Annotated in this window: 14 protein-coding genes; 10 read left to right on the forward strand and 4 right to left on the reverse strand. The window is 71.2% G+C overall.

Annotated elements, in window-relative coordinates; genetic code table 11:
* Positions 1 to 8 precede the first annotated feature (8 nt).
* From PV789_RS05590 to PV789_RS05635, 10 genes are all read left to right on the forward strand, one after another.
* Positions 9 to 551 carry a F0F1 ATP synthase subunit B gene (locus tag PV789_RS05590; RefSeq protein ID WP_200904054.1) on the forward strand — a complete coding sequence of 181 codons (543 nt, stop codon included), beginning with the start codon at positions 9 to 11 and terminating at the stop codon, positions 549 to 551.
* Complete coding sequence (locus PV789_RS05595) at positions 551 to 1,375, forward strand: F0F1 ATP synthase subunit delta (protein ID WP_248773723.1); 825 nt, start codon at positions 551 to 553, stop codon at positions 1,373 to 1,375. Before PV789_RS05590 ends, PV789_RS05595 begins: the two co-directional genes overlap by 1 nt.
* Before the next feature lie 65 nt (positions 1,376 to 1,440).
* Positions 1,441 to 3,081, forward strand: a complete 1,641-nt coding sequence (gene atpA, locus PV789_RS05600; protein WP_274976435.1) for a F0F1 ATP synthase subunit alpha — start codon at positions 1,441 to 1,443, stop codon at positions 3,079 to 3,081.
* Between the two features lie 3 nt (positions 3,082 to 3,084).
* A complete protein-coding gene (locus tag PV789_RS05605) occupies positions 3,085 to 4,005 on the forward strand; it encodes a F0F1 ATP synthase subunit gamma (protein ID WP_274976436.1) in 921 nt (306 codons plus the stop codon).
* Between the two features lie 5 nt (positions 4,006 to 4,010).
* Complete coding sequence (gene atpD / locus PV789_RS05610) at positions 4,011 to 5,453, forward strand: F0F1 ATP synthase subunit beta (protein WP_026338248.1); 1,443 nt, start codon at positions 4,011 to 4,013, stop codon at positions 5,451 to 5,453.
* A gap of 79 nt (positions 5,454 to 5,532) precedes the next feature.
* A complete protein-coding gene (locus PV789_RS05615) occupies positions 5,533 to 5,922 on the forward strand; it encodes a F0F1 ATP synthase subunit epsilon (RefSeq protein WP_212641305.1) in 390 nt (129 codons plus the stop codon).
* Positions 5,923 to 5,949: 27 nt separating this feature from the next.
* Positions 5,950 to 6,432 carry a DUF2550 domain-containing protein gene (locus PV789_RS05620; protein WP_274976437.1) on the forward strand — a complete coding sequence of 161 codons (483 nt, stop codon included), beginning with the start codon at positions 5,950 to 5,952 and terminating at the stop codon, positions 6,430 to 6,432.
* Between the two features lie 44 nt (positions 6,433 to 6,476).
* Complete coding sequence (locus PV789_RS05625; RefSeq protein WP_248773727.1) at positions 6,477 to 6,788, forward strand: MTH1187 family thiamine-binding protein; 312 nt, start codon at positions 6,477 to 6,479, stop codon at positions 6,786 to 6,788.
* Positions 6,789 to 6,871: 83 nt separating this feature from the next.
* A complete protein-coding gene (locus PV789_RS05630; protein WP_274976438.1) occupies positions 6,872 to 7,387 on the forward strand; it encodes a hypothetical protein in 516 nt (171 codons plus the stop codon).
* Positions 7,388 to 7,555: 168 nt separating this feature from the next.
* Positions 7,556 to 8,764 carry a cation:proton antiporter gene (locus PV789_RS05635; protein ID WP_274976439.1) on the forward strand — a complete coding sequence of 403 codons (1,209 nt, stop codon included), beginning with the start codon at positions 7,556 to 7,558 and terminating at the stop codon, positions 8,762 to 8,764.
* Between the two features lie 124 nt (positions 8,765 to 8,888).
* On the opposite strand, the gene PV789_RS05640 is transcribed toward PV789_RS05635, so the two are convergent.
* The 4 genes from PV789_RS05640 to PV789_RS05655 form a co-directional block, all read right to left on the reverse strand.
* Positions 8,889 to 9,338: a hypothetical protein gene (locus tag PV789_RS05640; RefSeq protein WP_274976440.1), complete on the reverse strand. Its 450-nt coding sequence runs from the start codon at positions 9,336 to 9,338 to the stop codon at positions 8,889 to 8,891.
* Positions 9,339 to 9,588: 250 nt separating this feature from the next.
* Positions 9,589 to 10,185, reverse strand: a complete 597-nt coding sequence (locus PV789_RS05645) for a cob(I)yrinic acid a,c-diamide adenosyltransferase (RefSeq protein WP_274976441.1) — start codon at positions 10,183 to 10,185, stop codon at positions 9,589 to 9,591.
* Positions 10,186 to 10,488: 303 nt separating this feature from the next.
* Entirely contained in the window at positions 10,489 to 12,093 is a 1,605-nt protein-coding gene (locus PV789_RS05650; RefSeq protein WP_274976442.1) for a M28 family peptidase, read from the reverse strand.
* 239 nt (positions 12,094 to 12,332) lie between these two features.
* Positions 12,333 to 12,992 carry a DUF1707 SHOCT-like domain-containing protein gene (locus PV789_RS05655; RefSeq protein WP_274976443.1) on the reverse strand — a complete coding sequence of 220 codons (660 nt, stop codon included), beginning with the start codon at positions 12,990 to 12,992 and terminating at the stop codon, positions 12,333 to 12,335.
* Between the last annotated feature and the right edge of the window lies 1 nt (position 12,993).

The following is a 12,993-nucleotide window of genomic DNA, read 5'->3' on the forward strand; positions in this document are numbered from 1 at the left end:
TGACCATGTTGGTGGAGTTGGCAGCCGATTACAACATTCTGCGGATCGACTGGGTGAAGTTCACCTTCGGTGCGATCGCGCTCGCCGTGGTCTACTTCTTTGTCGCCCGTAAGGCGGTGCCGAAGGTCATGGCGGTCCTCGACGAGCGTCACGACGCCATCGAGGGCGGCATCGAGCGCGCCAAGAAGGCCGAGGCCGAGGCCGAGGGGATCCGCCAGCAGTACCGGGAGAAGCTCGAGGAGGCGCACCGCGAGTACGCCCAGGAGCTGGAGAAGGCCAAGGAGCAGCGGGCCGCGATCGTCGCCGAGGCGCGCGAGGAGGCCCAGGCCGAGGCGCGTCGCATCGTCGAGGCGGCCCACGTCCAGATCGAGGCCGACCGCCAGCAGGCCCTGGTGCAGCTGCGCAACGAGGTCGGTGCGCTCTCCACCGAGCTGGCGAGCCGCATCGTCGGTGAGACCCTCAGCGACAGCGCCGCCCAGAACCGCGTCATCGACCGGTTCCTGGACGAGCTGGAGCAGAGCAACAGCACGCAGCAGGCAGAGGTGCGCTGATGCGTGGTATCAGCCGCACGTCGCTGGCCGAGGTGACCCGGCGCCTGGACGAGAACGTCCTGGCGTCGGCGGGCACCCCGCAGAGCGGTGTCTCCCTGGGCAGTGAGCTCTTCGAGGTCGTCGCCCTGCTGGGAGGCGAGCACTCGCTGCGCCGCTGGCTCGCCGACCAGGCGAACCCGGCCGAGGCCAAGACCGGCCTCATCGGGCAGCTCCTGGAGACCAGGGTGTCGCCGTCCGCGGTCCTCGTGGCCGGCGACGTGGTCTCGGCCAGGTGGTCGGGCCCGCGCGACCTGATGGACGCGATGGAGCGGATGGCGGTCTACGCGACCGCCGCCCAGCTCCAGAGCGCCTCGGGGCTCGGCGAGCTGGAGGACGAGCTCTTCCGCTTCCAGCGGATCGTCATCGCCCAGCCCGAGCTCCGCGAGGCCCTCACCCGCGACGGGGCCGCCCCCGAGCTGCGCCTCTCCCTCGTGGAGAACCTGCTCTCGGGCAAGGTGCACCCCGCGACTCTGGTGCTGGTCGGCGAAGCGGTCGCCCGCCCCAGGGGCCGTACCCTGGAGCAGGCGCTGGACAACTACGGACAGCTCGTCGCCGAGCGCGCCAAGCGCTACGTCGCCGTCGTCCGCAGCGCCGTCGCCCTGAGCGAGCAACAGCAGTCCCGGCTCGGAGCCGCGCTCTCGCGCGCCTACGGCCGCGACATCCACCTCAACATCGAGGTCGCCCCCGAGATCGTGGGTGGCCTGTCCATCCAGGTGGGTGACGAGGTCATCGACGGGACCATCGCCGGGCGTATCGCCGAGGCCCAGCGCCGCCTCGCCGGCTGACAGAACGCAAGGCAAGCACGCACGGCGCCAGCCCGGCGCCATTTGAGAGCAAGGACAACGTAGAGATGGCGGAGCTGACGATCCGGCCGGACGAGATCCGGGACGCGCTACAGCGCTTCGTCCAGTCGTACGAGCCTGAAGCCACCCGCGCGGAAGAGGTCGGTACCGTCACCTACTCCGGTGACGGCATCGCCCGCGTCGGTGGCCTTCCCTCGGCGATGGCGAACGAGCTGCTCCAGTTCGAGGACGGCACCCTGGGCCTGGCCCAGAACCTCGAGATCGGTGAGATCGGTGTCGTCGTGCTGGGTGACTTCACCAGCATCGAGGAGGGCCAGAAGGTGCGCCGCACCGGCCAGCTCCTCTCGGTGCCGGTGGGTGACAACTTCCTCGGCCGCGTGGTGGACCCCCTGGGTGCCCCCATCGACGGCAAGGGCGAGATCGAGTCGACCGAGCGCCGCGAGCTGGAGCTCCAGGCTGCCTCCGTGATGGAGCGCAAGCCCGTCCACGAGCCGCTCCAGACCGGCATCAAGGCGATCGACTCGATGACCCCGATCGGCCGCGGCCAGCGCCAGCTGGTCATCGGCGACCGGCAGACCGGCAAGACCGCGGTCTGCATCGACGCGATCATCAACCAGAAGGCCAACTGGGAGTCGGGCGACCCCGACAAGCAGGTGCGCTGCATCTACGTCGCGATCGGCCAGAAGGGCTCGACCATCGCCGGTGTGCGTGGCGCCCTCGAAGAGGCCGGCGCGATGGAGTACACCACCATCGTCGCCGCCCCGGCGTCCGAGGCGGCCGGCTTCAAGTACCTGGCCCCCTACACCGGTTCGGCCCTGGGCCAGCACTGGATGTACGAGGGCAAGCACGTCCTCATCGTCTTCGACGACCTCACCAAGCAGGCCGAGGCCTACCGTGCGGTGTCGCTGCTGCTGCGCCGCCCGCCGGGCCGCGAGGCCTACCCCGGTGACGTCTTCTACCTGCACTCCCGGCTGCTGGAGCGCTGCGCCAAGCTCTCCGACGAGATGGGCAAGGGGTCGATGACCGCCCTGCCGATCATCGAGACCAAGGCGGGCGACGTCTCGGCGTACATCCCCACCAACGTCATCTCCATCACCGACGGCCAGGTCTTCCTGGAGTCCGACCTGTTCAACCAGGGCCAGCGCCCGGCGATCAACGTCGGTGTGTCGGTCTCCCGTGTCGGTGGCGCCGCGCAGACCAAGGCGATGAAGAAGGTCTCGGGCACCCTGCGGCTGGGCCTGGCCCAGTACCGCGAGCTGGAGGCGTTCTCCGCCTTCGGTTCGGACCTGGACGCCGTCTCCAAGCAGCAGCTGGAGCGCGGTGCCCGTCTGATGGAGCTCCTCAAGCAGGGCCAGTACTCGCCGTTCTCCATGGAGAAGCAGGTCGTCTCGATCTGGGCCGGCACCACCGGCCGCGTCGACGACGTCCCGGTCGAGGACGTGCGCCGCTTCGAGGAGGACTTCCTGGACCACCTGAGCCGCGAGCACTCGGGCATCCTCGACACCATCCGCGAGAGCGGCAAGTTCGAGGCCGAGACCGAGAAGTCCCTCGACTCGGCGCTGGAGAAGTTCAAGCAGGGCTTCCAGACCTCCGCCGGAACCCTCCTGGGCACCGAGGCCGAGGCCGAGGCGCTGGACGAGGAGAAGGTCGGCCAGGAGACCATCAAGGTCGCCAAGGGCGGGAAGTAACCCATGGGTGCACAGCTTCGCGTCTATCGCCGGAGGATCCGCTCGACGAAGTCGATGGCGAAGATCACCCGCGCGATGGAGCTCATCGCCACGACGCGCATCACCAAGGCGCAGCGTGCGGCGGAGGCTGCTGGGCCCTACGCGCGGGAGATCACCCGGGCGGTCTCGGCCCTGGCCAGCCGGGTGACCGATCACCCGCTGCTGACCGAGGCCGAGAACCCCACCCGCGCCGCCGTCCTGGTCATCACCAGCGACAAGGGCCTGGCGGGCGCCTTCTCGACCAACGTGCTCAAGGAGGCGGACTCCCTCACCCAGCTCCTGCGTGAGCAGGGCAAGGAGGTCCTCACCTACATGGTGGGCCGCAAGGGCGTGGGCTTCTACAAGTTCCGCGACCGCCCCCTGGAGGCGCAGTGGGAGGGCTTCACCGAGCGCCCCACCTACGCGCACGCCCAGGAGATCGGCTCCGCCCTCATGGAGAAGTTCTCCGCCGACTCCGCCGAGGGCGGCGTCGACGAGATCCACGTGGTCTCCACGGAGTTCGTCTCGATGCTGACCCAGCGCGCCGGGGCCGTCCGGGCTCTGCCGCTGGAGGTGGAGGAGGTCGACAGCTCCGAGCTGGAGGCCGCGCACGGGGGCGAGCCGCTGCCGCTGTACGAGTTCGAGCCCTCGGCGGAGGAGGTCCTGGACCAGCTGCTGCCGCAGTACGTCGTCAACAGGATCTACTTCTCGCTCCTGGAGTCGTCCGCCTCCCAGCAGGCCTCCCGCCGCGCCGCCATGAAGGCGGCCACGGACAACGCCGAGGAACTCGCCAAGAACCTGACCCGTCTGGCCAACCAGGCACGTCAGGCTGAGATCACCAATGAGCTCAGTGAGATTGTCGGCGGTGCCGACGCGCTCGCTGCTGCCAGCGCGGGAAGTGAGTAACAAAAGTGACTGCGACAGTTGAAGGGACGGCTGGGGCTGGCACCGCCACCGGCCGGATCTCCCGGGTCACCGGCCCGGTCGTCGACGTGGAGTTCCCCGTCGGCTCCCTGCCTGCCATCTACAACGCCCTGCACACCGACGTGACCATCGGCGGCAAGGCCAAGACCATCACGATGGAGGTCGCCCAGCACCTGGGTGACAACCTCGTGCGCACGGTCTCCCTGGCCCCCCAGGACGGCCTCGTCCGCGGCGCCGAGGTGCGCGACACCGGCGAGCCCATCAGCGTGCCCGTCGGCGACGTCGTCAAGGGCCACGTGTTCAACACCCTGGGCGAGTCCCTGGACGTGCCGACCGCGGAGCTGGGCGTCACCGAGCGCTGGCCGATCCACCGCAAGGCCCCGGCCTTCGACCAGCTCGAGTCCAAGACCGAGATGATGGTCACGGGCATCAAGGTCATCGACCTGCTCACCCCGTACGTGCGCGGTGGCAAGATCGGCCTGTTCGGCGGCGCCGGTGTGGGCAAGACCGTGCTCATCCAGGAGATGATCACGCGTATCGCCCGCAACTTCGGTGGTGTGTCCGTGTTCGCCGGTGTCGGTGAGCGCACCCGTGAGGGTACGGACCTCTTCCTGGAGATGGACGAGATGGAGGTCCTCCAGGACACCGCCCTCGTCTTCGGCCAGATGGACGAGCCCCCGGGCACCCGTCTGCGGGTGGCCCTGTCCGCTCTGACGATGGCGGAGTACTTCCGCGACGTCCAGAAGCAGGACGTGCTGCTGTTCATCGACAACATCTTCCGTTTCACCCAGGCGGGTTCGGAGGTCTCCACGCTGCTGGGCCGTATGCCCTCGGCCGTGGGCTACCAGCCCAACCTGGCGGACGAGATGGGCCAGCTCCAGGAGCGGATCACCTCGACCCGCGGCCACTCGATCACCTCGATGCAGGCGATCTACGTGCCCGCGGACGACTACACCGACCCGGCTCCGGCGACCACCTTCGCCCACCTGGACGCGACGACCGAGCTCTCCCGCCCGATCTCGCAGAAGGGCATCTACCCGGCGGTCGACCCGCTGACCTCCACCTCCCGCATCCTCGACCCGCAGTACGTGGGCGAGGAGCACTACCAGGTGGCCCAGCGCGTCAAGGAGATCCTCCAGCGCAACAACGACCTCCAGGACCAGATCGCCATCCTCGGTATGGACGAGCTGTCCGAGGAGGACAAGATCGTCGTCAACCGGGCCCGCCGGATCGAGCGCTTCCTGTCGCAGAACATGTTCGTGGCGGAGAAGTTCACCGGTACCCCGGGCGTGTTCGTCCCCCTGGAGGAGACCATCTCCTCCTTCAAGGGCCTGTGCGACGGTGAGTACGACCACCTGCCCGAGCAGGCGTTCCTCGACGTCGGCAACATCGACATGGCCGTCGAGAAGGCCAAGAAGCTGCAGGGTTAGTTCTCCGGCCGGGGCGGTCCCCGACAGCGGTCGGGGACCGGCCCGGCCGAATCACCCGCTAGCCGAGGAGTTTGTGGCAGTGTCGAAGAAGCTTTTCGTCGAGATCGTCTCGCCCGAACGTGAGATTTGGGCGGGCGAGGGCGACATGGTCATCGCGAAGACCGTCGAGGGTGAGATGGGCGTCCAGCCCGGGCACGTCCCGGTGCTGTCGCTGCTCGCCCACGACGCGGTCGTCCGCGTGCTGGGCGCGCGGGAGACCGGCGAGGTCCGGGCCGCCGCGCACGGCGGGTTCGTCTCGGTCTCGGGTGAGGGACGCGTCTCCATCCTCGCCGAGACCGCGGAGCTCGCCGAGGACATCGATGTGGACCGCGCGCGCACGGCGCTGAAGAGCGCGGCCGAGTCCGGCGACAACGTCGCCCTGGGCCGTGCCCGCAGCCGTCTGCGGGCCGCGGGCGAGGAAGTCGCCTAGCGTAGGACGGCGGGACGAGTGGTGGGCATGCAGAGGCTCCGGCCCGGAGCACCCTGGTGGGAGTCCGCGCTGTGGGTGTTCCTCGCCCTGCTCGTCGTCCTCCTGGTGCTGGCGCTCGCCGTCACCCTGCGCCGCTGGATCCTGGTACGGCGCGGCGGCGCGGTGGAGTGCTACCTGCGCGCCGTCGGGGCGCCGGGCCGCCGGGGCTCCTGGCGCATCGGCTTCGGCCGGTACGGCACGGAGAACCTGGGCTGGTTCCCGATCTTCTCCCTCAGACCGCGGCCGACAGCGAGGCTGTCGCGCCGCGGTCTCGTCGTCGTCGGGCGGCGCGCCCCCGCCGGGGACGAGGACCTGCCCGCCGACCTCACCGTGCTCCAGGTGGGCTGGCTGCTCGCCGACGGCTCCGACCCCCGCGAGGCGGCCTACGAGATCGCCATGGGCGAGGGCGCCCAGACCGGCTTCCTGTCGTGGCTGGAGTCGATGCCCCCCGGAACGCACTGGGAGAGCTGAGATTGCGCGTGGGTGGTTCCCCCACGGGCCCCTGTGTGCCTAGCATGGCCGACATGAGTACGATCGTCGCTTTCTCCGTCGCCCCTCTCGGAACCGGTGAGTCCGTCGCCCCCGCCGTCGCCCGCGCGGTGCGGGTGGTCCGGGAGAGCGGACTGCCCAACGAGACCTCCGCCATGTTCACCAGCGTCGAGGGTGAGTGGGACGAGGTCATGGACGTCGTCAAGCGCGCCGTGCAGGCCGCGGGGGAGGGCGCCGCGCGCGTCAGCCTCACCCTCAAGGCCGACGTCCGGGAGGGCGTCACCGACGGCCTGCGCAGCAAGGTCGAGGCCGTCGAACGCGAACTCGGCGACGCCTGAGACCCGGCCCTCCACGGGGTGCGGCGCGGCCGTGCCCAGTGTCCTCTTCCCCTGGGCGGCCGGACACGGCAGGATGCGGTTCCATGCTCGCCTCGCGACTTCCCCGGCTCCTGGGCCCCGCCCTCCTCATCCCCCTGCTCGCCGCCTGCCAGCTCTCGGGCGGCCACGTCGGCGCCGTGGCCACGGGCCACTTCACCGCCGCGCACGAGTTCCCCGTGCTGGTCGTGGCCTGGTGCGGTGACGCCTCCCCGCGCCAGATCGACCTGACCGGCGGCGGACAGCGGATCCACCTGATCGCCACCCGCGACTTCGACGGCAACCGGACCGAGGTGGACCTGGCCGCCCCCGGCGACGCCTGGCGGATCACCGACGGCGACGGACGGCAGGTCTACCGCCTGGTCCCCGAGTCCGAGCGCGAGGAGTACACCGTCGGGATCGGCTCGCGGGAGGCCCCGCCGGGGGAGGAGACCGAGCACGACATCGGCACGGTCGCGTTCACGACCGGGGTGCTGGCCGAGGAGGAGGGCGTGTACGCCGCCTCCGGGGGGTCTGCCGAGGCGGAGTTCGTCCCGCAGGAGGAGTTCCCGCCCGAGTGCTGAGGGGCCGGGGCTCCCCGGTCCGAAGGGCCGCGCCGTTTCCCTCCCGGCCCCGGCCGCGAGCGCGCCGCGTGCGCGCCTCCCGTGCCCGCGTGTCTGCCGCCGTGCCGTGCCGACCGCGCGTAGTGTGCCCACGGCCGGAGCGGCGCCGCTCCGCGGAACGAGGGGGACATGGAAGGCGACGTCGCGCAGACACTGGGCATGCTGCTGCTGATCCTCGTGGCGGCCTTCCTCGCCCCGCTGGTCACCGACCGGCTGGCCGCGTTCGTGGTCATCCCCTCGGTGGTGCTGGAGATCGTCTTCGGCATCGTCTTGGGCCCCTCCCTCCTCGGACTGGTCCGCGAGACCGGGACGGTGGCGATGCTGGCCGACCTCGGACTCGCGCTGCTCATGTTCATGGCCGGGTACGAGGTCGACTTCGCGCGGATCAGGGGCAGGCCGCTGCGGCGGGCGGCACTGGCCTGGCTGTGCTCGGTCGCCCTCGGACTGGGGGCGGGGTGGGCCCTGTTCGGCGCCTCCCAGACGGCCCTGGTCGTCGGCCTGGCCCTGATCACCACCGCGTTGGGCACGGTGCTGCCCATCCTGCGGGACTCCGGAGGGCTGGAGGGGGCCTTCGGGGCCCGCTTCATGGCCTCCGGGACGATGGGGGAGTTCGGACCGATCGTGCTGATCACCCTGCTGCTCAGCGGTTACCGCCCCTTGGAGGCGACGCTGCTGCTGGTCGGGTTCCTCGCCCTCGCGGGCCTCGCGGCCTGGCGCGCGACCCGCCCGCCCTCGGAGCGGCTGACACGGCTCATCCGGGCCACCCTCGGCTCCAGCACCCAGGTGGCCGTGCGCCTGTGCATCCTGGTGATCGTGCTGTTCGTGTGGCTGGCGGCGAGTCTGCGGCTGGACGCGCTGCTGGGCGCCTTTGCGGCGGGGATCATCGTGCGGCTGATGTTCACCACCAACCATCCGGGCGCGGTCGAACGGGTGGAGTCGAAGATGGACGCCGTCGGTTTCGGCTTCCTGATACCGGTGTTCTTCGTGGTGACGGGGGTGCGCTTCGACCTGTCGGCTCTGCTGGCCGACCCGGTGGCGCTGCTGCTGGTCCCCCTGCTGCTGGCGGCCTTCCTGGTCGTGCGGGGCGGCCCCGAGTACCTGCTGTCGCGGGGCGACGTCCCCGAGCGCCAGCGGCTCCCCCTGGTGCTGTTCTCGGCGACCGCACTGCCCCTGGTCGCGGTCCTGTCGGAGATCGGGACCGAGACGGGCGCCCTCGACGGCGCCTCCGCCGCCGCGCTCCTGGGCGCGGGCATGCTGAGCGTGCTCGTCCTGCCCCAGGTGGGCGGCGCCCTGCTGCGCCGCTCCCGGACCGCTACGGAGGGGGAGGCGCGGCGTTAGCCCGTGCCTGCGGGCCGTCGCCGACCCGCGGCGGCCCGCAGGCCCTCCGCTTCGGCCGAACGGTGCGGACAGGGGCGCGCCCGGCCCGTGGGAGGGTGCCGGGCCGGGCGCGGTCAGGGGGCGGTCAGCCGACCTGCGGGTGGGCGTGTCCGGACGGGACCGCGGCGCCGGAGAAGTGCGCCCTGGCGGTCGCGGTGTTGGCCAGGGCCGCCACGGTGACGGCGAAGAGCGCCGCGACGATCTCGGGGACCCCGCTGACCGGGGTGAGCAGCAGGGCCAGGATCACGACGGCGTAGACCGCGTTGACCGCGGTCACCGAGGTGCGGACGCCGCCGCGGTTCCGGTTGACCATGACGGCCAGGACGGCCGACAGCGCGCCGTAGACCAAGCCGACGGCCGCGCCGGTCAGCACGGCCCAGGCGGGCACCTGCGCGCTCTCGGCGACCATCGGGACGGTGGCCATGGCGGTGGCTCCGACGAGGGCCAGCAGGCTCATGACGATCTGGTAGACCGCGATCAGGACCAGCAGCACGAAGACCGCCGTGACGGTCGCCGGTCTGGTTCCGGTGGTCATCTGCGTTCCTTCCTTCGTCCGTTCCTGTGTCCAGAACCCATAACCCCAGCGCCGCGGAAGACACGCGTCCCACCGGACTATTTCCGTCCGCGCAGGTCGCGAACGCCCACCGGGACGGCGTTCCGGGGCGCGGGCGGTCCCGTGGAGGCGCGGGGAGCGCGGAGGGGCCCCCGCTCACGCGGAGCGGGACCCCCCGAAGGTGCGCACGGGCGGCCGGGCGCGGCCCGGGACCGCGGCGGGCGGCGGGGCGCTAGCGTTCGCCGCCGGGCTTCCACAGGACCTCGTCGCCCTCCCGGGCGACGTACCGGCCGAGGATGAACAGCAGGTCGGAGAGCCGGTTGAGGTACTGGGCGGTGAGCGGGTTGACGGTCTGGCCGTGCTCCTCGACGGCCGCCCACACGCTGCGCTCGGCCCGCCGGACCACGATCCGGGCGGTGTGCACGAGCGCCACGGTGGGGGAGCCCCCGGGCAGGATGAAGCTGCGCAGGGTGGGCAGGTCGGCGTTGTAGGTGTCGCAGGCCTCCTCCAGCCGCGTGACGTACTCGGGCAGGACCCGCAGCGGCGGGTACTCCGGGTCGGGCACGATCGGCGTGGACAGGTCGGCGCCCAGGTCGAACAGCTCGTTCTGGATCCGTCCGAGCAGGTTCCGGACGTCGTCGGGGAGTTCGCCCAGCGCCAGGGCGGTGCCGATCGCGGCGTTGGCCTCCTCGGTGTCGGCGTAGCCCACCAGGCGCGTGTCGTTCTTGCCGGTCCGGCTCATGTCGCCGAGCGCCGTCGTCCCGGCGTCGCCGGTGCGCGTGTAGATCTTCGACAGCACGACCGGCTTGTCGGTGTCCCGTTTGGTCATGCCCTCCACCCTAGGGTTCGGCCGCGCTCCGGCGGGTGCGGCGGCGGTCCGGAGCATCAACCGTGACGGAGGATAACTGTTCCATATCAGCGTGTGAAGGTGATGCAACTCACTGATACATTGGGAAACCAGGGGGCTACCGAAAGTAGTTTCCCGCGGTGTCCATGTGCGGTACCCGGATGCGAGAGGGGGTCATCCGGGAACCGCGGAGGGGGAGACGCCGCGGCGGGCGGCGTGGAACCGGGGGGTTCACGCCGCCCGCCCTGTCGTGCACGTGGATCCCTCACACGGATCGTGCGCGGACTACCTCAGCCAGCCGTCGCCCAGGCGCGGGAAGTCGGGCGCGGCCGTCGTGCGCAGCACCCCGTTCACCGGCAGGGTGCTCTCGGCGAAGAACTCCACACCGTGCGCACCGGCCGCCGACAGCTCGGCCACCGAGTCCCAGTTGATGTTCTCCATGGTGTCGTCGGCGGTGTGGTAGTACGGGTCGAACTGCTCGCCCGCCGTACCGCCGTACCACTCGACCTGCTCCTCGGTCTTGACGCCGTCGGCGCCGCTGAACAGCCCGCCCGAGGGGATGCCCGCGGTCATGAAGGCCTGGTAGTCGCTGCGCCCGCTCAGCACGCCGGGCTCGCTGACCTGGTCCCGGGCGGCGAAGTAGTCCTCGAAGACCTTCGCGATCGCGCCGGAGCCCGACGGGGCGGCCACGGACCCGGGCAGCTCCATCCGGCCGTCCAGCACGAACCGGCCGTAGTTGTGCGAGCCGATCATGTCGAAGTTGAGGTAGAGGGCGATGTCCTCGACCTCCTGCGCGGTCAGGTCCTCCACGTAACGGGTGGAGCCGACCAGGCCCTCCTCCTCGGTACCCCAGAAGGCGAACCGCACCTTGTTGTCGGGCTCCTCCTGCTCGGCCAGCTGGATCGCGGTCTCCAGCAGGAAGGCCGTGCCGCTGCCGTTGTCGTTGATGCCGGGGCCGTCCTCGACGCTGTCGAGGTGGCCGCCCACGACCACCACGTTGTCGTCCCGACCGCCCGGGGTCTCGGCCAGCACGCTGTAGGAGGTCTCGTTGCTGACCTCGGCGTCCACGCTCACCCGCAGCTCCAGGCCCTCGGCGGCCAGCAGCTCGGCGCCCAGCGTCCCGGACACGCCCAGGGCGGGGATGGCCGAGTGCTCGCCCACGGTGCCCAGGAAGACCTCGTCCTCGTTGTTGACCACCAGGGTGGCCGCGGCCCCCGCGGCGGCGGCGTTGTCCACCTTGTCCGAGAACGGGCAGGTGCCGCGCACGGTGATCGCGATCGCGCCCTCGGGGAAGCCGGCGAAGTCGTCGGCGGAGCAGCCGCTCGCGGCGCTGTCGGCGTTGACGGCCACCGCCGGGGCGGTGACGTCGCCCGATCCGGAGTAGCTCATGGTCGCGTAGTCGGTGTCGACCTCGTAGGCGGCCTGCTCCGGGGCGGTCTGGGCGAGGACGGCCGGGGAGTTCTCCCGCCACAGCTCGTACTCGTACTCGTGCCGGTAGGGCTCGTATCCGGCGCGCTCCAGCTGGTCCTCGACGTAGAGGGCGGCGACGTCGTAGCCGGGGGTGTTCGTGGCCCGGTTGCCGCCGTTGTACTCGGCGATGGTGTCGAGGTTCTCCAGGTGCTCGCGGATGGCCTCCGCGTCCACCCGCTCCGACAGCGGCGGGTCCTCGCCCGGCCTGCCCGCGTGCGCGGGCGGACCCGCGTGGTCGGGGGCCCCGGAGTGCTCCGGGGGCCCGGCGTGCCCGGGCGGCCCGGGCTCGGCGTGGGCGGGGGAGGACGCCAGGGCGGCGACAGTCATCAGGACTGCCGCGGCACCGGCCGTGGCGGCACGGCGCCGGGAGGCGGGGACGGCCGCTCCGCGCGGCGGCTTCCCTTCGGAACTGGTGCGCAAGGATCTTCCTCCGGAGTGCGGGGGTCCACCGCTCCTGGGAGTCGGGGGATGGACACCTTGGGTAGGCGAAGTACCGGTGCAGCCTGACACCGCGGAGGTGCTCACGGCAAGGACCGATGACCACAATTGCCACAATCAGCCACAGACCTTACGCATGGGGTGGCAGTGTGGTTCCATGGACGGCCCCGCCTGAGCAGAACGTCTCGTCGGGGGACCCGCGTCCGACCGGGGAGGCCGGCCTACTCCTCGTCCTGGTGCTTGCGCGGCTTGTACTCGATGCCCACCCCGCCCATCACGGCGATGCCCCGCACGTGCACGATCGGCGCGTCCGGATCCACCACGCTGGGGGTGTTCTCGGAGATGCCGAAGCCGCCCATGAGCGGCAGGCCGTGCACCCGCACCTGCACGTCGTCGGGCACCGTGATGCCCACCCCGCCCAGGACGGCGCAGACCCAGACGGTGGTCTCGCGCTGGGTGAACCGGGCCTCGCGCAGGTCCAGGTCGATCCCGCCCAGCACCGCGAAGGCGGTGAAGGCGCCCGGCAGGACCCAGTTGCCCGACCGGCTCGCACCGCCCAGGACGACGACCGCGGCCCGGCTGGTGGGCTCCTGGTCCACGATCCGGCCGCCGCCGTAGAGCGGCCGGGGCGAACGGAAGTCGGTGGGGGCCACGGAGGCGCCGGGACCGTTCGGCGCCGGGAGGTCCTCGGTGAGGGGGACCAGCTCGCCGACGGTCTTGGCCCGGTACACCGCGTCGAGCCGCTCGCTGTGCTCGTCCGGGTCCAGGCGCCCCTCGGCGAGGGCTTCACGCAGGCGGTGCGCGACGGAGTCACGGTCGGCGTCGGAGGCGCGCATCCGACCGTGCTCGGGGGGAGTGATCTCGCTCATTGCTTCCACCATA

The sequence above is a fragment of the Nocardiopsis camelliae genome (genome assembly GCF_028993595.1).
In the GTDB taxonomy this organism is placed as follows: domain Bacteria; phylum Actinomycetota; class Actinomycetes; order Streptosporangiales; family Streptosporangiaceae; genus Nocardiopsis; species Nocardiopsis dassonvillei.